22 protein-coding genes are annotated in these 24,201 nt (G+C 64.1%); 11 read left to right on the forward strand and 11 right to left on the reverse strand.

Annotated elements, in window-relative coordinates:
* Positions 1 to 50 precede the first annotated feature (50 nt).
* From JLK41_RS02505 to JLK41_RS02515, 3 genes are all read left to right on the forward strand, one after another.
* Positions 51 to 326, forward strand: coding sequence for a polyhydroxyalkanoic acid system family protein (locus tag JLK41_RS02505; RefSeq protein WP_037049889.1), 276 nt, complete (start codon positions 51 to 53; stop codon positions 324 to 326).
* A 204-nt stretch (positions 327 to 530) separates the two neighbouring features.
* Complete coding sequence (locus JLK41_RS02510; RefSeq protein WP_037049887.1) at positions 531 to 977, forward strand: phasin family protein; 447 nt, start codon at positions 531 to 533, stop codon at positions 975 to 977.
* 10 nt (positions 978 to 987) lie between these two features.
* Entirely contained in the window at positions 988 to 1,815 is an 828-nt protein-coding gene (locus JLK41_RS02515; RefSeq protein WP_210390269.1) for a phasin family protein, read from the forward strand.
* Positions 1,816 to 1,889: 74 nt separating this feature from the next.
* Here JLK41_RS02515 and JLK41_RS02520 read toward each other — a convergent pair whose 3' ends face one another.
* The 10 genes from JLK41_RS02520 to JLK41_RS02565 all read right to left on the reverse strand — a co-directional run bounded on the left by JLK41_RS02520 (position 1,890) and on the right by JLK41_RS02565 (position 14,738).
* The gene (locus tag JLK41_RS02520) at positions 1,890 to 2,504 is read right to left on the reverse strand and encodes a TetR/AcrR family transcriptional regulator (protein ID WP_047588806.1); all 615 of its coding nucleotides are present in this window, start codon (positions 2,502 to 2,504) and stop codon (positions 1,890 to 1,892) included.
* Positions 2,505 to 2,625: 121 nt separating this feature from the next.
* Positions 2,626 to 4,308 carry a class II poly(R)-hydroxyalkanoic acid synthase gene (gene phaC, locus JLK41_RS02525; protein ID WP_210390270.1) on the reverse strand — a complete coding sequence of 561 codons (1,683 nt, stop codon included), beginning with the start codon at positions 4,306 to 4,308 and terminating at the stop codon, positions 2,626 to 2,628.
* 216 nt (positions 4,309 to 4,524) lie between these two features.
* Positions 4,525 to 5,382: a poly(3-hydroxyalkanoate) depolymerase gene (gene phaZ, locus JLK41_RS02530; RefSeq protein WP_037049877.1), complete on the reverse strand. Its 858-nt coding sequence runs from the start codon at positions 5,380 to 5,382 to the stop codon at positions 4,525 to 4,527.
* 144 nt (positions 5,383 to 5,526) lie between these two features.
* On the reverse strand, positions 5,527 to 7,206 hold the full coding sequence (phaC, locus tag JLK41_RS02535; protein ID WP_037049875.1) for a class II poly(R)-hydroxyalkanoic acid synthase: 1,680 nt from the start codon (positions 7,204 to 7,206) through the stop codon (positions 5,527 to 5,529).
* Positions 7,207 to 7,502: 296 nt separating this feature from the next.
* Positions 7,503 to 7,874: a gamma-butyrobetaine hydroxylase family protein gene (locus JLK41_RS02540; RefSeq protein ID WP_037049873.1), complete on the reverse strand. Its 372-nt coding sequence runs from the start codon at positions 7,872 to 7,874 to the stop codon at positions 7,503 to 7,505.
* Between the two features lie 83 nt (positions 7,875 to 7,957).
* Complete coding sequence (gene hslU / locus JLK41_RS02545) at positions 7,958 to 9,298, reverse strand: ATP-dependent protease ATPase subunit HslU (RefSeq protein ID WP_037049871.1); 1,341 nt, start codon at positions 9,296 to 9,298, stop codon at positions 7,958 to 7,960.
* A gap of 43 nt (positions 9,299 to 9,341) precedes the next feature.
* Positions 9,342 to 9,872, reverse strand: a complete 531-nt coding sequence (gene hslV, locus JLK41_RS02550) for an ATP-dependent protease subunit HslV (RefSeq protein ID WP_037049870.1) — start codon at positions 9,870 to 9,872, stop codon at positions 9,342 to 9,344.
* Positions 9,873 to 9,967: 95 nt separating this feature from the next.
* A complete protein-coding gene (locus tag JLK41_RS02555; RefSeq protein WP_037049868.1) occupies positions 9,968 to 10,642 on the reverse strand; it encodes an SPOR domain-containing protein in 675 nt (224 codons plus the stop codon).
* Positions 10,643 to 12,382: an arginine--tRNA ligase gene (argS, locus tag JLK41_RS02560; protein ID WP_210390271.1), complete on the reverse strand. Its 1,740-nt coding sequence runs from the start codon at positions 12,380 to 12,382 to the stop codon at positions 10,643 to 10,645.
* Positions 12,383 to 12,518: 136 nt separating this feature from the next.
* Complete coding sequence (locus JLK41_RS02565) at positions 12,519 to 14,738, reverse strand: primosomal protein N' (protein WP_210390272.1); 2,220 nt, start codon at positions 14,736 to 14,738, stop codon at positions 12,519 to 12,521.
* 158 nt (positions 14,739 to 14,896) lie between these two features.
* Between JLK41_RS02565 and rpmE the strand changes: the two genes are divergently transcribed.
* The 4 genes from rpmE (at position 14,897) to JLK41_RS02585 (ending at position 18,741) form a co-directional block, all read left to right on the forward strand.
* Positions 14,897 to 15,109, forward strand: a complete 213-nt coding sequence (rpmE, locus tag JLK41_RS02570; RefSeq protein WP_003459015.1) for a 50S ribosomal protein L31 — start codon at positions 14,897 to 14,899, stop codon at positions 15,107 to 15,109.
* Positions 15,110 to 15,135: 26 nt separating this feature from the next.
* Positions 15,136 to 15,936 carry a thermonuclease family protein gene (locus JLK41_RS02575; protein WP_134676117.1) on the forward strand — a complete coding sequence of 267 codons (801 nt, stop codon included), beginning with the start codon at positions 15,136 to 15,138 and terminating at the stop codon, positions 15,934 to 15,936.
* Positions 15,933 to 17,369, forward strand: a complete 1,437-nt coding sequence (locus JLK41_RS02580; protein WP_210390273.1) for a M48 family metalloprotease — start codon at positions 15,933 to 15,935, stop codon at positions 17,367 to 17,369. Before JLK41_RS02575 ends, JLK41_RS02580 begins: the two co-directional genes overlap by 4 nt.
* 103 nt (positions 17,370 to 17,472) lie before the next feature.
* On the forward strand, positions 17,473 to 18,741 hold the full coding sequence (locus tag JLK41_RS02585; RefSeq protein ID WP_037049853.1) for a malic enzyme-like NAD(P)-binding protein: 1,269 nt from the start codon (positions 17,473 to 17,475) through the stop codon (positions 18,739 to 18,741).
* Positions 18,742 to 18,825: 84 nt separating this feature from the next.
* Here JLK41_RS02585 and JLK41_RS02590 read toward each other — a convergent pair whose 3' ends face one another.
* The gene (locus JLK41_RS02590) at positions 18,826 to 21,237 is read right to left on the reverse strand and encodes a penicillin-binding protein 1A (protein WP_179553254.1); all 2,412 of its coding nucleotides are present in this window, start codon (positions 21,235 to 21,237) and stop codon (positions 18,826 to 18,828) included.
* Positions 21,238 to 21,418: 181 nt separating this feature from the next.
* Between JLK41_RS02590 and JLK41_RS02595 the strand changes: the two genes are divergently transcribed.
* From JLK41_RS02595 to pilP, 4 genes are read left to right on the forward strand one after another with little or no spacing between them, the layout of a single operon-like run.
* Positions 21,419 to 22,483 (forward strand): pilus assembly protein PilM, encoded by a 1,065-nt coding sequence (locus tag JLK41_RS02595; RefSeq protein ID WP_037049850.1) that lies wholly within the window; start codon positions 21,419 to 21,421, stop codon positions 22,481 to 22,483.
* Positions 22,483 to 23,055 (forward strand): type 4a pilus biogenesis protein PilN, encoded by a 573-nt coding sequence (pilN, locus tag JLK41_RS02600; protein WP_047590037.1) that lies wholly within the window; start codon positions 22,483 to 22,485, stop codon positions 23,053 to 23,055. Before JLK41_RS02595 ends, pilN begins: the two co-directional genes overlap by 1 nt.
* Entirely contained in the window at positions 23,052 to 23,672 is a 621-nt protein-coding gene (gene pilO / locus JLK41_RS02605) for a type IV pilus inner membrane component PilO (protein WP_210390274.1), read from the forward strand. Before pilN ends, pilO begins: the two co-directional genes overlap by 4 nt.
* On the forward strand, positions 23,672 to 24,196 hold the full coding sequence (gene pilP / locus JLK41_RS02610) for a pilus assembly protein PilP (protein WP_210390275.1): 525 nt from the start codon (positions 23,672 to 23,674) through the stop codon (positions 24,194 to 24,196). Before pilO ends, pilP begins: the two co-directional genes overlap by 1 nt.
* Positions 24,197 to 24,201 lie beyond the last annotated feature (5 nt).

A 24,201-nucleotide genomic window follows, 5' to 3' on the forward strand; every position in this document is an offset into this window, starting at 1 on the left:
GCGACCTCATGCCGCAGCCTTGCGGCGCGCTGCCAGTTCAAGGAGTTGTCATGTCCCGCATTCGTGTCGAACGATCCCATTCTCTCGGTCGTGAGGGGGCCCGCGAAAAAGCCGAGCGCCTGGCCGAACGCCTGGCCAGCGAGTACGACGTGCGCTACCGCTGGAACGGCGACACCCTGGAGTTCAAGCGCAGCGGCGCCGATGGCAGCATCGCGGTCGGTGAAGACACCGTGCGCGTGGAACTCAAGCTCGGCCTGCTGCTCTCGCCCATGGGCAGCATGATCCAGCGCGAGATCGAGCAGGTGCTGGACAAGTCCCTGGCGTAGAAGCAGCTTCAAGCGGCAAGCCACAAGCTTCAAGTAAGGCAGAAGCGATACGGAGTGGTTGATAGCTTCGGGCGGGCTTGCAGCTTGCGGCTTGAAGTTTGCCGCTGCTCTTAGTATGCGATTTCTAATTTTTCTCCTTAGGGTGTACCCAAGCCTGCATTCCGTGGGCGTTTCCGCTAACTGTCAAAGCGCGTGAGGTGCACCATGTCGAAAGTTGCCGTGAAGAAAAAAGTCGAAGCCGTGGTCGAAGACAAGGCTGGTCTGCTCGATGACGTGAAGGGTTATGCCCGCAAGATCTACCTCGCTGGCCTGGGTGCTTATGCCAAGGCGGGTGCCGAGGGGGCCGAATACTTCAAGGAACTGGTCAAGACCGGTGAAGGCGTCGAAAGCAAAGGCAAGAAACTGGTCGACGAGCAGGTAGAAGCCGCCAACAGCCAGATCGAATCGGTCAAGCAGTCGGTCAACAGCAACGTCACCAGCGTCAAGGGCAAGGTCGAAGTTCAGCTCGACAAGATCGAGAAGGCGTTCGACACCCGTGTGGCTGCCGCGCTGAATCGCATCGGCATTCCGTCCAAGCAGGATGTTGAAGCACTCTCTGCTAAGCTGGATGAGCTGAGCGCGTTGCTCGAGCACGTCGCGCGTACCAAATAAGGAGATCAGGATGGCTGTTAAGAAGAAAACCGAGAAACAGACCAGCTCCTGGATCGGCGAGGTCGAGAAATACTCGCGCCAGATCTGGTTGGCAGGCTTGGGCGCTTATTCCAAGGTCAGCAAGGACGGCACCAAGCTGTTCGACTCGCTGGTCAAGGATGGCGAAAAGGCCGAAAAGCAGGCCAAGAGCGAAGTCGACAAGCAGGTCGATGCGGTGAAAGCCGGCGTCGGTTCCAAGGTCGGCTCCGCCCGCTCCAAGGTCGACGAGGTCCGGGGCAAGGCGATCGGCAAGTGGGGTGAGCTGGAGGAAGCGTTCGACAAGCGTCTGAACAATGCCATCTCGCGCCTGGGCGTGCCCAGCCGCAACGAAGTGAAGGCGTTGAACGACAAGGTCGACAGCCTGACCAAGCAGCTGGAGAAGATCGCCGGTGTGTCGGCCAAGTCGGTCGCCAAGCCTGCCGCCAAGGCCGCTCCGAAACCAGCAGCCAAGCCGGCCGCGAAAGCCGCAGCCAAACCTGCAGCCAAGGCGCCTGCCAAGCCAGCGGCCAAGCCCGCTGCGAAACCGGCCGCCAAGCCGGCACCTGCCAAGGCCGCCGCCAAGCCAGCGGCAAAGCCGGCCGCGAAAGCTGCGGCCAAACCGGCTGCCAAGCCAGCGGCCAAACCCGCTGCGAAACCGGCCGCCAAGCCGGCGGCGAAGAAGCCCGCAGCGAAGAAACCAGCCGCGCCCAAGGCCGCTGTCGCGAAACCGGCGGCACCAGCCCCGGCACCGGCTGCTGCCGCGCCTGCTGCTGCACCGGCCCCGGCTGCCGCTCCGGCAGCGCCAGCCAACCCGTCCTGAGTTTCTCGGGATCAAGAACGCCCGGCCCAGTGCCGGGCGTTTGCGTTGTGCGCCCGCAAAGGCGCAAGCGCGTATCAGGCTTCCAGGTAGCGTTGCGCGAGGTGCTCGACGGCGCCGCGTGAGGGCTGATTCAGGTGTGGCGCGACCAGCATCATGATCTGGAACACCACCAGCCGCACTTCGCCTTCCTGGTCGAGGATGCGCTGATAGTCGAGGGAGAACAGCAGGGTCAGGGTGATCTGCTCGACCAGTTGCCCCAGCGCCTGGGTGCCGCTGTTCAACTGACCATCAGCCATCAGGCGCGCCAGCAGTGCCGCCAGGGTGCGCTTGAGTGCGTTGAGCCAGTGGCGGATGCCACGCGCCAGCTTGGGCAGGCGCCCGGCCAGGTTCGACAGGTCCTGAAAGAGGAAGCGGTACTGCGACAGGCGCTCGACGATCAGGTGCAGGAACAGCCAGTAGTCCTCGACATCGAGCCGGGCATCTGCCGGTGGGTCGAGCAGTGGCGCCATCTCGGCCTGGAAACGCTCGAACAGCTCCAGCACCAGCGGCTCCTTGCCGTGGAAGTGGTAGTAGAGATTGCCGGGGCTGATATCCAGCTCGTTGGCGATCTCCAGGGTGGAGACGTTGGGTTCGCCCTGGTCGTTGAACAGAACCAGGGCGGTTTGCAGAATGCGCTCGCGGGTCTTCATCCGTTACTTCTTGTTCGATCTGGCGCGGAGAGGTGACGATAACCGGCTGGCGTCCTGCCGGCCATCGCTTGTCAGTTGAATGTCGTACGGCGACGCCTTGCTGATGCGGCGTGCATGCCCATCAACGGATGTGCACGTAGGTGCCTGGCGCCTCCTCCATGGCCGGGTGGTGCTGGTTGCCCAGCGCCATGACGGTTTCGCGCTGCTCGCCGGAGCGGGCCTGGATCCACTCCAGCCATTGTGGCCACCAGCTGCCTTGCTGGTGCTGGGCGTCGTGGTACCAGGCGCGTGGGTCGGAGGTGAGCTTGGCGTTCTCGTAGTAGTTGGCCTTGGGGTTGCCGGGCGGGTTGAGGATGCTCTGGATATGGCCGCTGTTGGACAGGATGAAGCGGCGGTTGCCGCCGAGCAGCAGGGTCGAGCGATAGACCGCATCCCAGGGCGTGATGTGGTCGTTGATGCCCGCCACGCTGAAACTGTCGACGGTGACCTTGGTCAGGTCCACCGGGGTGCCGCAGACCTCCAGCGCACCGGCACGGGTCAGCGGGTTGTGCTTGAAGAAGTCGATCAGGTCGCCATGCAGCGCCGCCGGCAGGCGCGTGTTGTCGTTGTTCCAGTAGAGGATGTCGAAGGCCGGTGGCTGCTTGCCCATCAGGTAGTTGTTGATCCAGTAGTTCCAGATCAGGTCGTTGGGGCGCATCCAGGCGAACACCTTGGCCATGTCGCGGCCGTCCAGTACGCCCTGCTGATAGGAGCGGCGCTTTGCCGACTCGAGGGTCTGCTCGTCGGCGAAGAGCATCGCCGGGCTTTCGATCTGGCTGTCCAGCAGGCTGACCATGTAGGTGGCGCTGGCAATCTTGCGCAACTGGCGGCGGGCCTGCAGGTGGCCCTGCAGGGCGGCGATGGTCAGGCCTCCGGCACAGGCGCCGAGCAGGTTGACGTCCTTGCTGCCGGTGATGGCCCGGCAGGCATCGACGGCTTCCTCCACTGCCTGCACGTAGGTCGATAGGCCCCACTCGCGGTGCCGTGGATCCGGGTTGCGCCAGCTGATCATGAAGGTCTGCAGGTCGTTCTTCAGCGCGTACTGGACGAAGCTCTTGTCGTTGGACAGGTCGAATATGTAGTACTTGTTGATCTGCGGCGGCACGATCAGCAATGGGCGCAGGTACTGCTTCTCGCTCATCGGTTTGTACTGGATAAGTTCCAGCAGTTCGTTGCGAAACACCACCGCGCCGGGGGTACAGGCCAGGTTGCGGCCGACTTCGAACGCGTGCCGGCTGACCTGGCTGGGCAGGCCGTTGTTGTTCAGCAGGTCGTCGAACAGGTGCCGCAGCCCCTTGAGCAGGCTGCTGCCACCGGTATTGAACAGCTCCTTGACCGCCTGCGGGTTGAGCGGGCTGTTGGAGGGCGACAGCGCATCGCTCATCAGCGAGGCGAGAAAGCGCGCGCGGGCACGGTCGTCAGGCGACAGGTCGCTGTCGTCGATCCAGGCGGCGAGTTGCTTCTGCCAGGCCAGGTAGGCCTGCAGGCTGCGCCGGTAGAAGGGATTGAGGTGCCAGGTCGGGTCGGCGAAGCGAGCGTCCTGCGGGTTGACCTTGTGCAGCGTATCGCCGATGAGCACGCGTCCCAGCTGGCTGCCGAAGGCCAGCAGGTGGCGGCCACTGCGTACGGGATTCTTGAGCCCCTGGCTGGCCAGCAGGCGCATCGTGGACAGCAGATCGCGGCCGCGTACGCCGACCACGGCGCTCTGGGCATTCATGAAACTGGCAGGTGCCGGCAGGGTAGCCGGGGTCGACTTGTCTCGCATGGCAACACTCCGTCGTCAAACCGTCTAGAGACTTGCATGGCACCGACTGCCGGGCTCGCTCGAAGCCTCAGGTGCGCCGCTTGCTTGCACAGAGATGCAGCAAGCCCTGTACCAGACGCGCAGGAGGTGCATTCCAGACAGCCGCGTCGAATTTGCCCGGGGCGGCTTGCGCCCCTTCGTCGAGCATGCCGAACATTGCGCACTCTGCTGGTGCGGTCAATGCTGGCGTAGTGGCGTGGGCTGCGGGTGCATCACCGCACGCTGTCGCTCCTCCTCGAGAAACTTCATGATGATAGGCGCCACCGCTTCGGCACGCGTCACCAGGAACAGGTGGCCGTCGTCGATGACGTGCAGCTCGGCGTTGGGAATGCGCCAGGCCAGCAGGCGCATGTTGATCAGCGGGATCAGCGGGTCATCGTCGCCGGCCATGACCAGCGTAGGCTGACGAATCTTGTGTAGCCAGTGAATGCTGGTCCAGCCGAGGCCGGCGAACAGTTGCCAGTAATAGCCCATCTTGCCGCCCGAACGCACCTTGCTGGCATGCGCCATGGCCAGCTTGGGGTCGCGACGGAAGGCACCGCCGTAGATGTCCGGGGCGATGCGCACGCCGTAGGAGGGCTGCACGTAGCGTCTGGGACTGGCCATGCGCCAGAGGACCTTGGGCTTGCCGGGCACCATCACCGCGCCGGCCGACGTGGCGGCGAGGATCAGCTTCTTGCAGCGCTCGGGATAGTCGTGGGCGAACTGCTGGGCCAGGGCGCCGCCCCAGGACACACCGATGGCGTTGACCTGGCCGTAGTTCAGGTAGTCGAGCATGCGCGCCGCCAGCTTGGCCAGTCCGGGAAATCGGTAGGGCGTGGCGGGGGTCGATGAACCACCGACGCCGGGAACGTCGAAGGCGATGATCTCCAGCTCCGGGTCGAGGGCGGCGACGAAGGGCATCACCAGCTCCAGGTTGGCGCCGATGCCGTTGAAGATCAGCAGCGGCACCAGCTGGCTGTTGCCCGGCCGCACTGCGGTACGGATGGTCTGTCCATCGAGGTCGATGGTGCGGAATACGAATGGTTGCGGCATAGGCGCAGCCCCTATGGAGTTGAGCGCTGGAGAGGGCCGTCCGGGCCGCCTCCAGAGTTACCAGGACGCGCCTGGTTCACCACACCCACAAGGGCCGGCGTGGCGTGCGGCACTTCCCGGTGCCGCCGCGGTTGAGGTCGATGATCAGCGTTCGTGTACATAGGTGCCCGGCGCGGCTTCGCCGACCGGGTACTTCTTGTTGCCCAGCGCCCTGGGGGCATTCTTGGTTTCACCCGAGCGCTCGGCCAGCCAGGTCTGCCAGTGCAGCCACCAGGAGTCGGCATGCTTGGTCGAGCTTTCCTGCCAGGCTTTCGGGTCCAGCGGCATTTCGCTATTGGTCATGTAGCGTGCCTTGGGGTTGCCCGGTGGGTTGAGAATGCTCTGGATATGGCCGCTGTTGGAGAGGACGAACTCGCACTTGCCGCCGAACAGGTGCGCCGACTTGTAGCACGAGTCCCAGGGCGTGATGTGGTCGGTGGTGCCGGCCACGACGAAGAAGTCGCAGGTGACCTGCTTGAGGTCGATCGGCGTACCGCAGACCTCCAGGGCGCCCGGACGGGTCAGCGGGTTGGTCTGGAACATCTCGATGAATTCGCCGTGCAGGGCAGCCGGCAGGCGCGTGGTGTCGTTGTTCCAGTAGAGGATGTCGAACACCGGCGGCTCGTTGCCGAGCAGGTAGTTGTTAACCCAGTAGTTCCAGATCAGGTCGTTGGGGCGCATCCAGGCGAACACCTTGGCCATGTCGCTGCCTTCCAGCACGCCGGCCTGGTAGGAGCGGCGCTTGGCGGCTTCCAGGGTCTTCTCGTCGGCGAACAGGGCCACCTGGGTGTCGAGCTGGGTGTCGAGCACGCTCACCAGCAGGGTCAGGGCGTTGACCTTCTGCTGGCCGAGGGCCGCGTAGTGGCCGAGCAGGGAGGCAGTGGTCAGGCCGCCGGAGCAGGCGCCGAGCATGTTGACGTCCTTGCTGCCAGTGATGGCGCAGATGACGTCGATGGCGTCCTTGAGTGCCTCAATGTAGGTCGACAGGCCCCACTCGCGCTGCGCCTTGGTCGGGTTGCGCCAGCTGACCACGAAGGTCTGCACCTGGCTGCGCAGGAGGAAGCGCGCCAGGCTCTTGTCCGGCGACAGGTCGAATACGTAGAACTTGTTGATCTGTGGTGGCACCACCAGCAGCGGGCGTTCGTGCACGCTCTCGGTGATCGGCTTGTACTGGATCAGCTCCAGCACGTCGTTGCGAAACACCACGGCGCCCTCGGTGGTGGCGAGGTTCTTGCCCACCTCGAAGGCCTCCATGTTCACCTGGCTGGGCATGCCGCCGTTGTTGACCATGTCCTTGGCCAGGTGCGAGAGACCGTCGAGCAGGCTCTTGCCGCCCGTTTCGAAGAAGCGTTTGACGGCGGCCGGGTTGGCCATGCTGTTGGACGGCGCCATGGCTTCGGTCATCAGGTTGATGACGAAGTGGCCGCGACTGGCATCCTGTTCGGACAGCGAGCTGTGCTCGATCCAGTCGTGCAGCTCCTTGCGCCAGGCCAGGTAGGTCTGCAGGTAACGGCGGTAGAGCGGATTCTGGCTCCAGGCCGGATCGTTGAAGCGGCGGTCGCCGTCTTCGGGCTGGAGCGCGGACTGGCCGAGCAGGACGTTCTTCAGTTCGAGGCCGAAGTGGGCCACATGCTTGGCACTATGGAAGGGTTGCTTGAGTGCCTGAGCGAGCACCATGCGGGCAGAGGTCAAAAGATCCTTGCCGCGGATGCCAATCACCGGGTTGAGTCCCAGCGTATTTTCCGAGGCCTGGCGTTTCAGGTCATCGTTGTTCTTGTCACTCATCTACGACGCTCCATTGTCCTGAGACGAATACCGGCCTGCGAAGGCGCGCGGCTGAACAGGGCCTGGTACTGCTCGGGTTACCGGGGGCGGATCGAGTCCGCATATTTCGTTGCACCTGGCACAGCCAAATGCAGGGAACCTGCCAGTTCCTTGGTTACCCGAGTTTGTGCAGTTAAGCAAGCCAGTCGATGGCGCAGGAGTATGCCGCGATAGATTAGAAAACTCGCCCTAACTGTCGCTAACGTGATCGGTGGTGAGGGTGCCGGGCGCTCTGCGGCAAGGGTTTGCCTGGCGCCTCAGAGCATCAGGCGGACGACCGATTCGTTGGGGTCGCGGGATTTTCCGGCGGCGCTCAGTTGCGCCAGATAGTCGGCCCACAGCTCGCTCTGGCGCGTGGCCAGTTCGTGCAGGTAGTCCCAGGTGAACAGGCCGCTGTCATGACCGTCGTCGAAGCACAGTTTCAGTGCATAGTTGCCGGCCGGTTCGATGCGCTCCAGGCCGACACCGAGTTTGCCGGTCTGCAGGATCGGCTGGCCGTGCCCCTGCACCTCGGCCGAGGGCGAGTGCACGCGGAGGAATTCGGCGCTGAGCTGGTAGCTCGTTTCCCCATAGCGCAGCTCCAGGGTCTTCGAGGCCTTGTGCAGTTTGATCGCGCTGGGGATGGGCATGGGACAGCTCCAAGTTGCAAGCCTCAAGCTACAAGTCTAAGCGGCTTTGCTTCTGACTTGTAGCTTGCTGCTTGCGGCTCTTGTCAGAGGATATAGCGCGACAGGTCTTCGTCCTGGGCCAGTTCGCCCAGGTGGCCGTTGACGTAGTCGGCGTCGATGCGGATCGGTTCGCCGTTCTGCTGCCCGGCCAGGTCGCCGGCACTGAAGGACACCTCTTCCAGCAGGCGCTCGAGCAGGGTGTGCAGGCGGCGCGCACCGATGTTCTCGGTCTTCTCGTTGACCTGCCAGGCAATCTCGGCCAGACGCTTGATGCCGTCGTCGGCGAACTCGATGTGCAGCCCCTCGGTCTTCAGCAGTTCGCTGTACTGCTCGGTGAGCGAGGCGTGCGGCTCGCGCAGAATGCGCTCGAAGTCCTGCGGGCTCAGCGCCTTGAGTTCGACGCGAATCGGCAGACGCCCCTGCAGCTCGGGCACCAGGTCACTGGGTTTGCTCAGGTGGAAGGCGCCGGAGGCGATGAACAGGATATGGTCGGTCTTGACCATGCCCAGCTTGGTGTTGACCGTGCAGCCTTCGATCAGCGGCAGCAGGTCGCGCTGCACGCCTTCGCGGGAGACGTCGGCGCCGCCGGCGTTGGCGCGCTTGGCGACCTTGTCGATCTCGTCGATGAAGACGATGCCGTGCTGCTCGACGGCCTCCAGTGCGCGGGCCTTGAGTTCTTCCTCATTGACCAGGCGGGCGGCTTCCTCGTCGCGCACCAGCTTCAGCGCATCGACGACCTTGAGCTTGCGGCTCTTCTTCTTGCCCTTGCCCATGCTGGAGAACAGGTTCTGCAGCTGGTTGGTCATTTCCTCCATGCCCGGTGGGGTCATGATCTCGACGCCCATGGGCGACTCGGCGACCTCGATGTCGATTTCCTTGTCGTTCAGCTGGCCTTCGCGCAGGCGCTTGCGGAACAGCTGGCGGGTGTTGGAGTCCTCGCTGCGCGCCGGCTCGTCGCCGAAGCCCTGGCGTGCCGGTGGCAGCAGGGCGTCGAGGATGCGCTCCTCGGCGGCGTCCTCGGCGCGGTGGCGGACCTTGACCATTTCCTGCTCGCGCAGCATTTTCACCGCTGCATCGGCCAGGTCGCGGATGATCGACTCGACGTCACGGCCGACATAGCCGACCTCGGTGAACTTGGTCGCTTCCACCTTGAGGAACGGCGCGTTGGCCAGCTTGGCCAGACGCCGGGCGATCTCGGTCTTGCCGACACCGGTGGGGCCGATCATCAGGATGTTCTTCGGCGTGACTTCCTGGCGCAGGTCGGTCGGCAGTTGCATGCGCCGCCAGCGGTTGCGCAGGGCGATGGCGACGGCGCGCTTGGCGTCGTCCTGGCCGATGATATGGCGATTGAGTTCGTGGACGATCTCGCGGGGCGTCATGGACATGGAATTTGGCTCGCAATAAACGAAAACGGTGAGGCGGTGGACGCTACTCGGCGGCGTCCAGTTCCTCGATGGTCTGGTGATGATTGGTGAATACGCAGATGTCGCCGGCGATGCCCAGCGCGGTCTCGGCCACCTCACGGGCGGACAGGTCGGTCTTCATCAGCAGCGCGCGCGCGGCGGCCTGGGCGAAGTTGCCGCCGGAGCCCATGGCGATCAGGCCTTCTTCGGGTTCGACCACGTCGCCGTTGCCGGTGATGATCAGCGATGCATCCTTGTTGGCCACCGCCAGCATGGCTTCCAGGCGGCTCAGGCTGCGGTCGGTACGCCAGTCCTTGGCCAGTTCCACGGCGGCGCGCACCAGATGGCCCTGGTGTTTTTCCAGCTGGCCTTCGAAACGCTCGAACAGGGTAAAGGCATCGGCGGTGGCGCCGGCGAAACCGGCCAGCACCTGGCCGTGGTACAGGCGGCGCACCTTCTTGGCGTTGCCCTTCATGACGGTGTTGCCGAGCGATACCTGGCCGTCGCCAGCCATCACGACCTTGCCATGACGGCGCACTGAAACGATGGTGGTCAAGGGTGAATCTCCACGCTGCGGGGCGAATTGCCCGGATGGAAACTCAGATGGGGTGCCCGCTGCGGCTTTTCAACCGGCAGCGGGCGAATCGACGATCAGCGGACCTGGCGCTGCTGTAACAGCAGGTTGCTGAAACCATTGCCGGCCAGGGTCTTCTGCGCCGACGCCAGCTGCTCGCGGCTGGCGAACGGGCCGACCAGCACGCGGTGCCAGGTTTCCTCGCGTACCTTGCCGGTCTCCACGCGCACGTTCTGCCCCAGCAGGATGATCTGCGCGCGCAGGGTGTCGGCGTCATCGCGCTTGCGGAACGAGCCGGCCTGCAGGAAGAACTGCGTGGTGACCGGTGCGCTGGCGATGACCGGCGGCGGGGGCGGCGGTACCTGGCCGTTGAGTGCGGCCTCGGCGCGAGCGGTGTCGATCTTCGCGGCTTCCTCGGGGGTGACCGGTTTCTGCGCGGCGGTTGGCGGCGGTGTTTCTTCCAGTGCCTGCGGCAGGATCACCTCGGACTCCGGCAGCAGGGTGTAGAAGTCGTACTTGGGCTTGGCCGGTTCCGGCTTGCTCGGCTTGGGCTCCGGCTTGGTGCTGCGCGCCTGCTCGCCACGGTCGCGCTTGATCTCGTCGCGACCGGGTTCGAGGCTGAACAGGAACATGAAGAAACCACCGACCACCAGGCCACAGACCAGCCAGATCCAGCCCGGTACGGGTTTCTTGGCCGGGGCCTGGTAGCGACTGGCGCCGCGTTTGGGCGCCGGTTTCTTGCGCGCGGCCATTTACATCCGCTCCAGGGTGTCCAGGCCGAGCAGCTCCAGGCCCTGCTTGAGGGTACGGCCGGTGAGCGCGGTCAGGCGCAGACGGCTGTCGCGCGTGGCCTCGTCTTCGGCAGCGAGGATCGGGCAGTTCTCGTAGAAGCTGGAGAACAGGCCGGCGATGTCGTACAGGTAGCTGCACAGCATGTGCGGCGTGCCTTTCTCGGCGACGCTGCTCAGCAGTTCATTGAACTGCGCCAGCTTGGCGGCCAGGGCCTGCTCCTGCTCGGCGACCAGGGCGATCTGCCCGCCGATTTCCTCGATGCCCTTGCCCAGCTTGCGGAATACACCAGCCACGCGGGTGTAGGCGTACAGCAGGTAGGGCGCGGTGTTGCCCTCGAAGCTCAGCATCAGGTCGAAGTTGAAGCTGTAGTCGCTGGTGCGGTGCTTGGACAGGTCGGCGTACTTCACCGAGGCGATGCCGACCACGCGGGCGATCTGGCGCAGCTCGTCGTCGCCCAGCTCCGGGTTCTTGCTCTTGACCAGCTCATAGGCGCGCTGCTCGGCTTCGTCGAGCAGGTGCACCAGTTTCACCGTGCCGCCGTCGCGGGTCTTGAACGGGCGGCCGTCTGGGCCGTTCATGGTGCCGAAGCCCATGTGCTCCATTTCCATGCTGGCTGGCACGAAGCCGGCCAGACGGGCGCAGGCGAAGACCATCTGGAAGTGCAGGGCCTGGCGCTGGTCGACGAAGTACAGCACGCGGTCGGCCTTGAGCGTGCCGGCGCGATAGCGGGTGGCGGCCAGGTCGGTGGTGGCGTACAGGTAGCCGCCACCGGCCTTCTGCACGATCAGTGGCAGCGGGTTGCCTTCGCTGTTCTTGAATTCGTCCATGAACACGCACTGCGCGCCATTGTCCTCGGTCAGCAGGCCCTTGGCGGCCAGATCCGCGACCACCTGCGGCAGGTCGTCGTTGTAGGCGCTCTCGCCCTTGACGTCGGCCATGCTCAGCTTGACGCCGAGGCGGTCGTACAGCGCCTGGCAGTGGCTCAGGGAGATGTCGTTGAAGCGGTTCCACAGGCGCAGGCATTCGGCGTCGCCAGCCTGCAGCTGCACCACCAGCTCACGGGCGCGGTCGGCGAACTCGGGGGACTCGTCGAAGCGCTTCTTGGCGGCGCGGTAGAAGCCTTCCAGGTCGGCCAGCTCGCTCTCGGCGGCCGCCGGGTTTTCCTGCATGTAGGCCAGCAGCATGCCGAACTGGGTGCCCCAGTCGCCGACGTGGTTCTGGCGGATCACGGTGTCGCCGAGGAACTCCAGCACACGGGCCACGCCATCGCCGATGATGGTCGAGCGCAGGTGGCCGACGTGCATCTCCTTGGCCAGGTTGGGTGCCGAGAGGTCGACCACCACGCGCTGCGCGGCGCCATTCTTGCGCACGCCGAGCCTGGCGTCGGCCAGCGCAGCCTCAAGGCGTTGAGCGAGGGCGTCGCTGTTCTGGAAGAAGTTGAGGAAGCCGGGGCCGGCGATCTCCACCTTGGTGATCTGCGTATCGGCCGGCAGGGCGGCGATCAGTTTCTCCGCCAGGTCGCGCGGCTTCATGGCGGCCGGCTTGGCCAGCATCATGGCAATGTTGCTGGCGAAGTCGCCGTGGCTCTTGTCCTTGGTGTTCTCCACCTGGATGGCCGGCGTCAGACCTTCAGGCAGCACGCCTTCGGCGGTGAGGCGGTCGAGGGCTTGCTGGATCAGGTGGCGAATGCTGTCTTTCATGTTCGGCTCGGGGCTGCCTTGGGGGCTTTGGTCGAAAACTGTGCATTATAAGAGCAGCGACAAGCTGCAAGCCATAAGCGGCAAGGAAAAGCACGTCGCCGTTCTTGCTTGAAGCTTGTGGTTTGCAGCTAGAAGCTCAAAAAAGGTCGATCGGGTCGACATCCAGCGACCAGCGCACCGCGCGGCCGCTGGGCATCTGCTCCAGTGCCTGTAGCCAGGGGGTGAGCAGGCGATGCAGGGCGGCGCGGGTGCTGCCTTGCAGCAGCAGCTGCGCGCGGAAGCGCCCGGCACGGCGTTCCATCGGGGCCGGAACGGGGCCGAGCAACTCGATGCCGGACAGGCCCAGCTCGCCCAGCAGATACTCCGCTTCGCTGCAGGCTTCATCGAGGAATCCTTCCGCCTGCCCCGGCTTGTGTGCCTCGGCGCGCAGCAGGGCCAGGTGGCAGAACGGCGGCAGGCCGGCGGCGCGGCGCTCGCTCAGGGCCTGTTCGGCGAAGGCGAAGTAGCCTTGCTCGGTCAGTTGCACCAGCAACGGGTGGTCGGCCAGGTGGCTCTGGATGATCACCTTGCCCGGCTCTTCGGCGCGTCCGGCACGCCCGGCGACCTGCACGATCAACTGGGCCATGCGCTCGCTGGCGCGAAAATCCGCGGAGAACAGGCCGCCGTCGGCATCGAGGATCGCTACCAGCGTCACCCGTGGGAAGTGATGGCCCTTGGCGAGCATCTGCGTGCCGACCAGGATGCACGGCTCACCCTTGTTGATGGTGGCGAACAGGCGATCCATGGCGCCCTTGCGCGAGGTGCTGTCGCGGTCGATGCGCAGCACCGGGTAATCGGGAAACAGTACCGCCAGGCGCTCCTCGGCACGCTCGGTGCCGGCGCCGACCGGGCGCAGGTCGACGTGCTGGCATTTCGGGCAGTTGCTCGGCTGGCGCTCGACGTGCCCGCAGTGATGGCAGCGCAGTTCCTGGTAGCGCTGATGCACGGTCATGCGCGCATCGCAGCGCGGGCACTCCGACAGCCAGCCGCAGTCGTGGCAGAGCAGGGCCGGGGCGAAGCCGCGGCGGTTGAGAAATACCAGCACCTGCTGGCCGGCCGCCAGGGTCTGGGCGATGGCCTGCTGCATCGGCCCGGAGATGCCGGCGTCCAGCGGTCGGCTCTTCACGTCCAGGCGCAGGAAGCGTGGCTGGCTGGCGCCACCCGCCCGCTGCGTGAGCTTGAGCAGGGCATAGCGGCCGCTATGGGCGTTGTGCAGGCTCTCCAGCGACGGCGTGGCCGAGCCGAGCACGATGGGCACGTCTTCCTGGCGCGCCCGCACCAGGGCCAGGTCGCGGGCGTGGTAGCGCAAACCCTCCTGCTGTTTATAGGAGGCGTCGTGTTCTTCGTCGACGATGATCAGCCCCGGGTTCAGCATGGGGGTGAACAGCGCCGAGCGGGTGCCGATGATGATGTCCGCCTCGCCGTCGCGGGCCGCCAGCCAGGCGTCCAGGCGTTCGCGGTCGTTCACCGCCGAATGCAGCAGGGCGATGCGCGCATTGAAGCGACGGGCGAAGCGCTCGAAGGTCTGCGGCCCGAGGTTGATCTCGGGGATCAGCACCAGGGCCTGCTTGCCGGCTTCCAGGCATTGATGGATCAGTTGCAGGTAGACCTCGGTCTTGCCGCTGCCGGTGATGCCTGCGAGCAGGAAGGCGTTGAACTGCCCCCAGCCCGAGGCGACAGCGTTGACCGCCGCGCGTTGCTCGGCGTTGAGTGGCAGCTCCGGTTGCGCCAGCCAGTGGGCGGGCTTCGCCTGTGGTTTGTTGCGGCGCACCTCGACGCGCACCAGGCCTTTCTCATGCAGCAGCTGCAGGCTGTCGCGGTTGAGCTGCAACTGACTGAGCAGGCTGTGGGCGACGCCGTGCGGGTGCTGGGCCAGCGCCTTGAGCGCATCGCGCTGGCGCGGTGCCCGGGCCAGGCGCGGGTCGTCTACGCTGGCGCCGCTGGTGGCCAGCCAGAAGCGCTCCTGCCGCGCCTCGGCCGGTTCGCCCTGGCGCAGCAGCACCGGCAATGCCCAGCTCAGCGTGTCGCCGAGGCTGTGCTGGTAGTACTGGGCGGTCCACAGGCACAGCTTGAACAGCGCTGCCGGCAGCGGCGGGCGGGCGTCGAGCAGCTGCAGCGCAGGCTTGAGCTTGTCGGCCGGCACGTCGCTCTGGTTGTCGACCTCCACCAGTACGCCGATCATCTCGCGCCGGCCGAACGGCACACGCAGGCGTGCGCCAGGCTGCAGCGCGCTACGCGGTACACCGGCAGGGGCGCGGTAGTCGAACAGGCGGCGCAGGGGCGAGGGCAGGGCGAGGCGCAGGATCAGGTCGGGCAAGCCGGAAGCTCCAATGACAGGTGGCCGATGGTAACACGCGACGGCCGGTGCCCTGTCTGGCTTGCATCGCTTCACGTGTCTGGTAAGATGCGCGGCCTATTTCTGTGCGGTGCCTGACATTGGTTGGGTGGCGGCACGACTACCCCGAGGAAAGCATCATGAAAGCCGATATCCATCCGAACTACGTCGAGATCGACGCCACCTGCTCCTGCGGCAACGTCATCAAGACCCGCTCCACCCTGGGCAAGAACCTGAGCCTCGACGTCTGCTCCGAGTGCCACCCGTTCTACACCGGTAAGCAGAAAGTGCTGGACACCGGCGGCCGTATCGATCGCTTCAAGCAGCGCTTCGGCGTATTCGGCGCCAAGTAAGCGGCCGAAGCAAGACGGAATCTGGCATGCGCCACTCCGTGCTACTGAAAAAGGCGTCCCTGGTGGGCGCCTTTTTCGTTTCTCTGTTCTGCGTCGAGCTGGCGCAGGCCTTTTGCCCGCTGCGCGAGGATCTGCCCCGCTTCGCCGTGCGCCAGGTGGTCGACGGCGACACCCTGCGCCTGGTCGATGGGCGCAGCATTCGCCTGATTGGCATCAACGCCCCTGAGCTGGGGCGCAAGGGGCGCAGCGACGAGCCCTATGCCGTGCAGGCCAAGCGCCGTTTGCAGGCGCTGGTGGATGCCAGTGAGGGGCGCGTTGGCCTGTTGCCCGGCGAGCAGCGCAAGGATCGCTATGGACGCACCCTGGCGCACCTCTACGACGCTCAGGGACGTAATCTCGAGGCGCAGCTGCTCGGCGAAGGCCTGGGTTTCATGGTCGCGGTGGCGCCGAATGTCGAACTGGTACGCTGTCAGGCGGTCGCCGAGCGCGAGGCGCGTGATCGGCGCCTGGGGCTCTGGCGGGATTACCGGGTCCGTTCGGCCGGGCAGGTCCGCAGCGGCGGGTTTGCCTTGCTGAGTGGGCGTGTGGCCAGGGTGCAGCGCAATCGTGGCGGCCTGTGGCTGGAGCTGGACGGTGGCCGCGTGCTGCGCGTGGCGCCGGCGCTCCTGGATGCATTCGATCTGCCGGCGATGCAGGCGCTCGCGGGGCGAAGAGTCGAGGCGCGCGGCTGGGTGATCGACCGCCAGTCACGGGGTGGTCTGCAGTCGGGCCAGGCGCGCTGGATGCTGCCACTGACCCACTCGGCGATGCTGGAGGTGTTGCCATGATGCGTGCATTGATGCTGTGCCTGTTCTGCGCCTGGCTGACGGGCTGTGCCGTCAACCCTGCCACGGGGCGCACCGATTTCGTGATGATGAGCGAGCGCCAGGAGCTCGACCTCGGTGCCCGCTACAACCAGGAAATCCTCAAGCAGAACCCGCCTTATGCGGACGCCAAGTTGCAGGCCTACATCCAGCGGGTGGGCGAGCGGGTGGCGCGCAACAGTCATCGCAATCAGCTCAGCTACGTCTTCACCCTGGTCGACAGCCCGGACGTCAATGCCTTCGCCCTGCCGGGCGGCTATATCTACATTCACCGTGGGCTGCTCGCCTACCTCAACTCCGAGGCGGAACTGGCCGCCGTGCTCGGCCATGAGATCGGTCACGTGACGGCGCGCCACAGCGTGCGTCAGCAGAGCCAGTCGACCGCCTGGGGGCTGCTCGGCCAGGCGGCGGCCATCGGCACCGGGGTTGGCGCTGTCGGCGACCTGACCAGCGTCATGGGCAATGCCTTCGTGCGTGGCTATGGCCGTGACATGGAGCTGGAGGCGGACGGCCTCGGCGCACAGTACCTGGCACGCAGCGGCTATGACCCGCAGGCGATGATCGAAGTGGTCAAGGTGCTCAAGAGTCAGGAGGACTTCGCCCGTGAGCAGGCCGCCAGGCGTGGTGAGGCGCCCGCGCAGGGCGGCTATCACGGTCTGTTCGACACCCACCCTGACAACGATCGCCGCCTGCAGGAGGTGATCGGTCCGGCGCGGGCGCTGGTCGGTGGCAATCAGGAAGTGGGGCGCGATGCGTTCCTGCAGCAGCTCGATGGCCTGGTGTTCGGTGATTCGGCAGCCAGCGGGATTCGTCGTGGGCGCCACTTCTACCATGGCGAGCTGGATTTCACCCTGACCTACCCGCAGGGCTGGCAACTGGTCAATCGCGCCGATGTGCTGATCGGCCATACCCCGGATGAGCAGGCGTTCATCGCCATGACGCTGGAGCCGGCAGACAAGGCGCTCGCGCCTGCCGAGTACCTGCGCCAGCGAGTCGGCAATCAGCGCCTGGTGGCTGGTGAAGAGCTGCGCCTGGGGGCGTTGCGCGGCTACACGGCCATCTTGCAGGGGCAGGCGGCGCGCCGGGTGGCGGTGATCTATCGTGGCGACAATGCCTATCTGTTCGTCGCCGCGGTCAAGGGGCGCGCTTCGCTGGAGAGCGAAGACGAGCGTTTCCTCGAAGTGATCCGCAGCTATCGTCCGCTCAAGGCGACCGAGCGCAAGCTGGCTGAGCCGGTGCGTCTGCATCTGGTGCGGGCCAAGGCAGGGCAGGGCATGGCGAGCCTTGCTCGCAACTCGCCGTTGCCGAGCGATGGCGAGGCGCAGCTGCGCTTGCTCAACGGGCTCTACCCCGCTGGTGAGCCGCGTGCAGGGCAGTGGTTGAAAACGCTGCGCTAGTGGGGCGCTTCAATCGCGACCGAACAGTCTTGTGCAGCTGTATACAACTTGCGTATCCTCGGCCGCTGCCCGTTCAACAGCCAACAAAAGCGGAAATGCCACTATGTCTGATTTGAAAACTGCCGCTCTCGAGTATCACGCCCAGCCGCGCCCCGGCAAACTGAGCGTCGAGTTGACCAAAGCCACCGCCACTGCCCGCGACCTGTCGCTGGCCTACAGCCCGGGTGTCGCCGAGCCGGTGCGTGAAATCGCCCGCGATGCCGAGCTGGCCTACCGCTACACCGGTAAAGGCAACCTGGTGGCAGTGATTTCCGATGGCACCGCCATCCTCGGCCTGGGTAACCTCGGCCCGCTGGCGTCCAAGCCGGTGATGGAAGGTAAAGGCGTGCTGTTCAAGCGTTTCGCCGGTATCGACGTGTTCGATATCGAGGTCGATTCGGAAAGCCCGCAGGCCTTCATCGACACCGTGAAACGCATCTCCATCACCTTCGGCGGCATCAACTTGGAAGATATCAAGGCCCCCGAGTGCTTCGAGATCGAGCGCGCGCTGATCGAACAGTGCGATATCCCGGTATTCCACGATGACCAGCACGGTACCGCGATCGTTACCGCCGCCGGCATGCTCAATGCCCTGGAAATCGCCGGCAAGAGCCTGGAAGAGGCGAAGATCGTCTGCCTGGGCGCTGGTGCTGCCGCCATCTCCTGCATGAAGCTGCTGGTGAGCATGGGTGCCAAGGTCGAGAACATCTTCATGATCGACCGCAAGGGCGTGATTCACGCAGGCCGCGACGATCTGAACCAGTACAAGGCGGTATTCGCCACCGAGACCGACAAGCGCACCCTGTCCGACGCGCTTGAAGGTGCCGATGTGTTCGTCGGCCTGTCCGGTGCCAACCTGCTGAGCCCGGAAGATCTCAAGCGCATGGCGGCCAACCCGATCGTCTTCGCCTGCTCCAACCCGGATCCGGAAATCAAGCCGGAGCTGGCGCACGAGACCCGCAACGACGTGATCATGGCGACCGGTCGTTCCGACTACCCGAACCAGGTCAACAACGTGCTGGGCTTCCCCTTCATCTTCCGTGGCGCGCTGGACGTTCGTGCGACCCGCATCAACGAGGAAATGAAGATCGCTGCCGCGCTGGCGCTGCGTGACCTGGCCAAGCTGCCGGTGCCGCAGGACGTCTGCGACGCCTACGGTGGCATCAAGCTGGAATTCGGTCGCGAGTACATCATTCCGAAGCCGATGGATCAGCGCCTGATCACCGTGGTCTGCGATGCGGTGGCCAAGGCTGCCATCGAGTCCGGCGTGGCGACGCTGCCGTATCCGAAGCACTACCCGCTGCAGTCGGTGGATGACGTGTTCAACGGCTGATCCCCTGGATGCAGACAACAAAAAACCCGCCTAGGCGGGTTTTTTGTTGTCTGTCGTATGCCTTCCCTGGGGGCGGCGCACCGATCAGAACAGATCGATCGGTGCCATCTCGTCAGCCGGCAGCGGGCTGCCGGGGATGCCCATGCCAGGCTCGAACTCGCTCATCGGTGGTGGCGAGTCTTCGCTCTTGAACAGCTCGAAGTAGGCGTCCGGCGTGCTCGGCGTGGCGGCGCGGCCACTGACCGGATCGACCCGCAGCGTGAGGATGCCCTTGGGTTCCTTGGGCACGTGGCTGGGGCGGTCCTTGAGTGCGGCGCCCATGTAGCTCATCCAGATGGGCAGGGCGACGGTGCCGCCGTACTCGTGGCGTCCCAGGCTTTCCGGCTGGTCGAAGCCGGACCAGACGGTGGTCACGTAGTCGGCGTTGTAGCCGGAGAACCAGCTGTCCTTGGAGTCGTTGGTGGTCCCGGTCTTGCCGGCCAGGTCGTTGCGGCCCAGGGCCAGGGCGCGGCGGCCGGTGCCACGCTTGATCACGTCCTGCAGCATGCTGGTCATGATGTAGGCGGTGCGCTCGTCGATGATCTGCTCGGCGACCTTGGGTTCTTCCTGGGGCAGATCGTCCGCTGCATTTACGGCAAGATTGGCGTTCTCCTCGCTCGGTTTGCTGCCCGGTACGCGTGCCGGGTTGGCGCGGAACAACGGCTTGCCGTTGCGATCGTCGATGCGTTCGATCAGGTAGGGCTCGATCTTGTAGCCGCCATTGGCGAAGGTGGCCCAGCCCTCGGCGATCTCCATCGGGGTCAGGCTGGCGGTGCCCAGCGCCAGGGACAGGTTGCGTGGCAGGTCCTGTTCGGCGAAGCCGAAGCGCTGGATGTAGTTCACCGTCTGGTCGACGCCCATGTCCTGCAGCAGGCGAATGGACACCAGGTTACGCGACCTGTACAGCGCTTCGCGCATGCGGATGGGGCCGAGGAAGGTGTTGTTGTCGTTCTTCGGGCGCCACTTCTGCGACAGGTAGTCGTCGGAGAGGATGATCGGTGCGTCGTTGACCAGGGTCGCGGCAGTGTAGCCACTGTCCAGGGCGGCGCTGTAGACGAAGGGTTTGAAGCTGGAGCCGGGCTGGCGCTTGGCCTGTACGGCGCGATTGTAGTTGCTCTGGTCGAAGGAGAAGCCGCCGACCAGCGACTGGATGGCGCCGCTGTAGGGGTCGAGGGAGACCAGCGCGCTCTGCGCCGCCGGAATCTGCGAGAAGACCAGGCTGTCGTCAGCCTGGCGCTGCACCCTGACCACATCGCCTACCTGGACGACATCGGCGGGATGCTGCGGGCGAGGGCCCATGCTGTTGGTGCTGAGGAAGGGGCGTGCCCATTTCATGCTGTCCCAGGCCACGGCCTGTTCTTCGCCGTTGCGCGGCAGCACCAGGATGCCGCTTTTCTCCACCTGGGTGACCACGGCCGGCTCCAGTCCGCCGATGCCACGGAACTTGCTCAGCTCGGCCAGCCAGGCTTCGCGTGTCATGCCCGGCAGACGACTTTCCGGGCCGCGGTAGCCATGGCGTTGGTCATAGGCCATCAGGCCGTCGCGCAGGGCGGTGTTGGCCATTTCCTGCAGGTCGCTCGGTACCGTGGTGGTGACATTGAAGCCTTCGGTATAGGCCTCGCTACCGTAACGACCGACCATCTCCGCACGTGCCATCTCGGCGATATAGGGTGCGCTGATCTCCGGTGCCGGCACGTGATAGCGAGCATCGACCTCTTCGGCCAGTGCGGACTCGTAGCTGGCCTGGTCGATGCGGCCAAGACGGAACAGGCGACCGAGGATCCAGTCGCGGCGTTCCTTGGCGCGGGTCGGGTTGACCAGCGGATTGTAGCGCGAGGGGGCCTTGGGCAGGCCGGCGATCATTGCCATCTGCGCCAGACTCAGGTCGCGGATCGATTTGCCGTAGTAGACCTGCGCCGCCGCCTCGATGCCGTAGGCGCGGTGGCCGAGGTAGATCTTGTTGACGTACAGCTCGAGGATCTCGTCCTTGCTCAGTTCGCGTTCGATCTGCAGCGCCAGGAGAATCTCGGTGGCCTTGCGCGAGAAGCTGCGCTCGTTGGTGAGGAAGAAGTTCTTCGCCACCTGCATGGTGATGGTGCTGCCGCCGCTCTGAATCTGCCCGCTTTTCAATAATTGCGTGGCAGCGCGCATCAGGCTGGTCACATCGACGCCATAATGATTGGCGAAATTGTCGTCTTCGGCTGCCAGTAGCGCACTGATGAAATCCTTGGGGATTTCGTCGAAGCGAATGGGGGAGCGGCGCATCTCGCCAAACTCGGCAATCAGCTTGGCATCGCTGCTGTAGACGCGCAGCGGTATCTGCAGCTGCACTTGCCGCAGTGACTCGACGGACGGAAGGGTCGGGCTAAGATAAAGAAACGCACCGCTGAAACTGAGCAACAGCCCACAAAAAACGGCAACGCAGGACCACCAGATGAACTTCAGCAGGCGCATCAAAATGTTTGGAATTCCAAGTAAAAGAATGAGTTAAGCAGGAGTCGTGGCAAAAAGGGAAAAGCTGATCACATTATAAGCGTTTTTTTTCCCGGGGAGCCATTTGCGCTTCTGTCAAGACTGATATTTAATGTGGAAAAACATAAATAGTCCGTAAGTCGCGGATGCCAATAGGAAAACGGTCGTGCTAGGGCTCTTCACTAAGAAAGCGAATACGCTGCTGGGGATCGATATCAGCTCGACTTCGGTCAAGCTCCTCGAACTGAGTCGCTCGGGAAGCCGCTACAAGGTAGAGGCTTACGCAGTCGAGCCACTCCCGCCGAACGCAGTAGTTGAAAAGAACATCGCCGAGCTGGAGGGGGTCGGTCAGGCGCTCTCGCGCGTGTTGGCCAAGGCCAAGACCGGCGTCAAGACCGCGGCCGTCGCCGTCGCGGGATCGGCAGTCATCACCAAGACCATCGAGATGGAAGCGGGTCTTTCCGAGGACGAGCTGGAAAACCAGCTGAAGATCGAAGCCGATCAGTACATTCCTTATCCGCTCGAAGAAGTCGCGATCGATTTCGAAGTGCAGGGTCCTGCGCCGCGTAACCCGGAGCGGGTCGAAGTCCTGCTCGCGGCATGCCGCAAGGAGAATGTCGAGGTGCGCGAGGCGGCACTGGCGCTGGCTGGTGTGACCGCCAAGGTGGTCGATGTCGAAGCCTATGCGCTCGAGCGTGCCTACGGCCTGCTGGAGGCGCAGCTCGGTGGTGGTCATGACGAACTGACGGTCGCCGTGGTCGACATCGGTGCGACCATGACCACGCTCAGCGTGTTGCACAACGGGCGCACCATCTATACCCGCGAGCAGCTCTTCGGTGGCAAGCAGCTGACCGAGGAAATTCAGCGTCGCTATGGTCTGTCGGTGGAGGAAGCTGGTCTTGCCAAGAAGCAGGGCGGTCTTCCGGATGACTATGACAGCGAGGTCTTGCAGCCGTTCAAGGAAGCGGTGGTTCAGCAAGTTTCGCGTTCGCTGCAGTTTTTCTTCGCTGCCGGCCAGTTCAACGATGTGGACTACATCCTCCTGGCAGGCGGTACCGCGTCCATTCCGGATCTCGACCGGCTGATTCAGCAGAAGATCGGTACGCAGACGCTGGTGGCCAATCCCTTTGCCGATATGGCGCTCAGCAGCAAGGTCAACGCCGGTGCGCTGGCCAGTGATGCGCCGGCACTGATGATTGCCTGTGGCCTGGCGATGAGGAGTTTCGACTGATGGCGCGGATCAACCTACTTCCCTGGCGCGAGCAACTGCGCGAGGAGCGCAAGCAGCGCTTTCTGGTCAGCCTCGCGGGCGTGTTCATTGTCGCGGCCGGTCTGGTGTTCCTTGGCGATCAGATGCTCAATGCCGCGATCGACAACCAGAGTGCTCGCAATGATTTCGTCAAGAAAGAGATCGCCGTACTCGATGCACGAATCAAGGAGATCCGTGAGCTCAAGACGCGTCGCCAGCAACTGTTGGAGCGGATGAAGATCATCCAGGACCTGCAGGGTAATCGGCCGATCATTGGTCGCGTATTCGACCAATTGGTGCGGACGCTGCCGGACGGCGTGTATTTCACCAGTGTCAAGATGGCCGGCAAGAACATCGCGATCGTCGGTGCTGCCGAGTCGAATAATCGGGTTTCGAATCTCATGCGCAATATGGACGGTTCTGACTGGCTGAAGGCGCCGAATCTTACTGAAGTCAAGGCGGTTACGGCTGGAGCTGTGGATCAGGCGAACGTGTTCCGGCTGACGGTTCAGCAGACTCAGCCGGATGAAGGAAAAACGGAGGCCGCGCGATGAGCATCAAGAGTTCGCTGGAAGGTCTGCGTAGCATCGATATCAATGATCTCGATCTGGACAACATCGGGTCCTGGCCGGCCGCTATCCGCTTTATCGCAGGTGTGCTGCTGTTCATCATCGTTGTCGGGCTCGGCTACAACTTTCACCTGAAAGACCTGCAGGGCACATTGGAGCAGCGGCAGGGTGAAGAGGTGACGCTCAAGCAGCAGTTCTCCAGCAAGGCCTTTCAGGCCGCGAACCTGGAGGCCTACAAAGAGCAGATGCAGGAAATGGAAGTGTCCTTCGGCGCACTGCTGCGGCAGTTGCCGAGCGATACCGAAGTTCCCGGACTTCTGGAAGACATTACGCGCACGGGGTTGGGAAGCGGTCTGGAGTTCGAGGAGATCAAACTGCTGCCTGAAGTGACTCAGCAGTTCTACATCGAGCTGCCGATCCAGATCAAGGTGAGTGGCAGCTATCACGATCTGGCCACCTTCGTCAGTGGCGTTGCCAGTTTGCCCCGTATCGTGACCTTGCATGATTTCCAGCTGGCCCCGGCTAGTGGCAACAGTTCAACCCGTTTGAATATGCAGATCATGGCGAAGACCTATCGCTACAACGATAAGGGGGCAAAATGATGGGGTTCTCTCGCTCTCTTCTGGTGGTAGGGCTATTGGGTCTCGTTGGCTGTGGCCCCAGTAGCGACTTCGATGATCTGCGCAGTTACATGGATGAGGTCCGTGCCAAGCCGAAAGGTTCCATCGAACCGCTGCCCACGTTTCAGCCCTACGAGAGTTTTACCTACGGCGCGGCTTCACTGCGGAGCCCGTTCCAGCCGCCGGTCAAAATCGACCTCGTCACCCGGCAGAAAGGCTCATCTGACATCAAACCGGACGAAAGCCGCGTCAAGCAGTTTCTCGAAGGCTTCAACATCGAGACCTTCGAAATGGTCGGTACGTTGCGCAATGACCGTGAATTGTTTGCATTGGTTAACGGCGCCGGAGGTGTGCATCGTGTGAAAGTAGGTGACTACCTGGGGCGCAACCACGGCAAGATCATGCTGATCGACGAGTCCAAGGTCGATGTAATGGAAATTGTTCCGGATGGCGAGGGTGGCTGGCTTGAGCGACCACGCAGCCTGACCTTGAAGGAGCGCTCCTGACGGGG

The sequence above is a fragment of the Ectopseudomonas khazarica genome (assembly GCF_017915135.1).
GTDB lineage: Bacteria > Pseudomonadota > Gammaproteobacteria > Pseudomonadales > Pseudomonadaceae > Aquipseudomonas > Aquipseudomonas khazarica.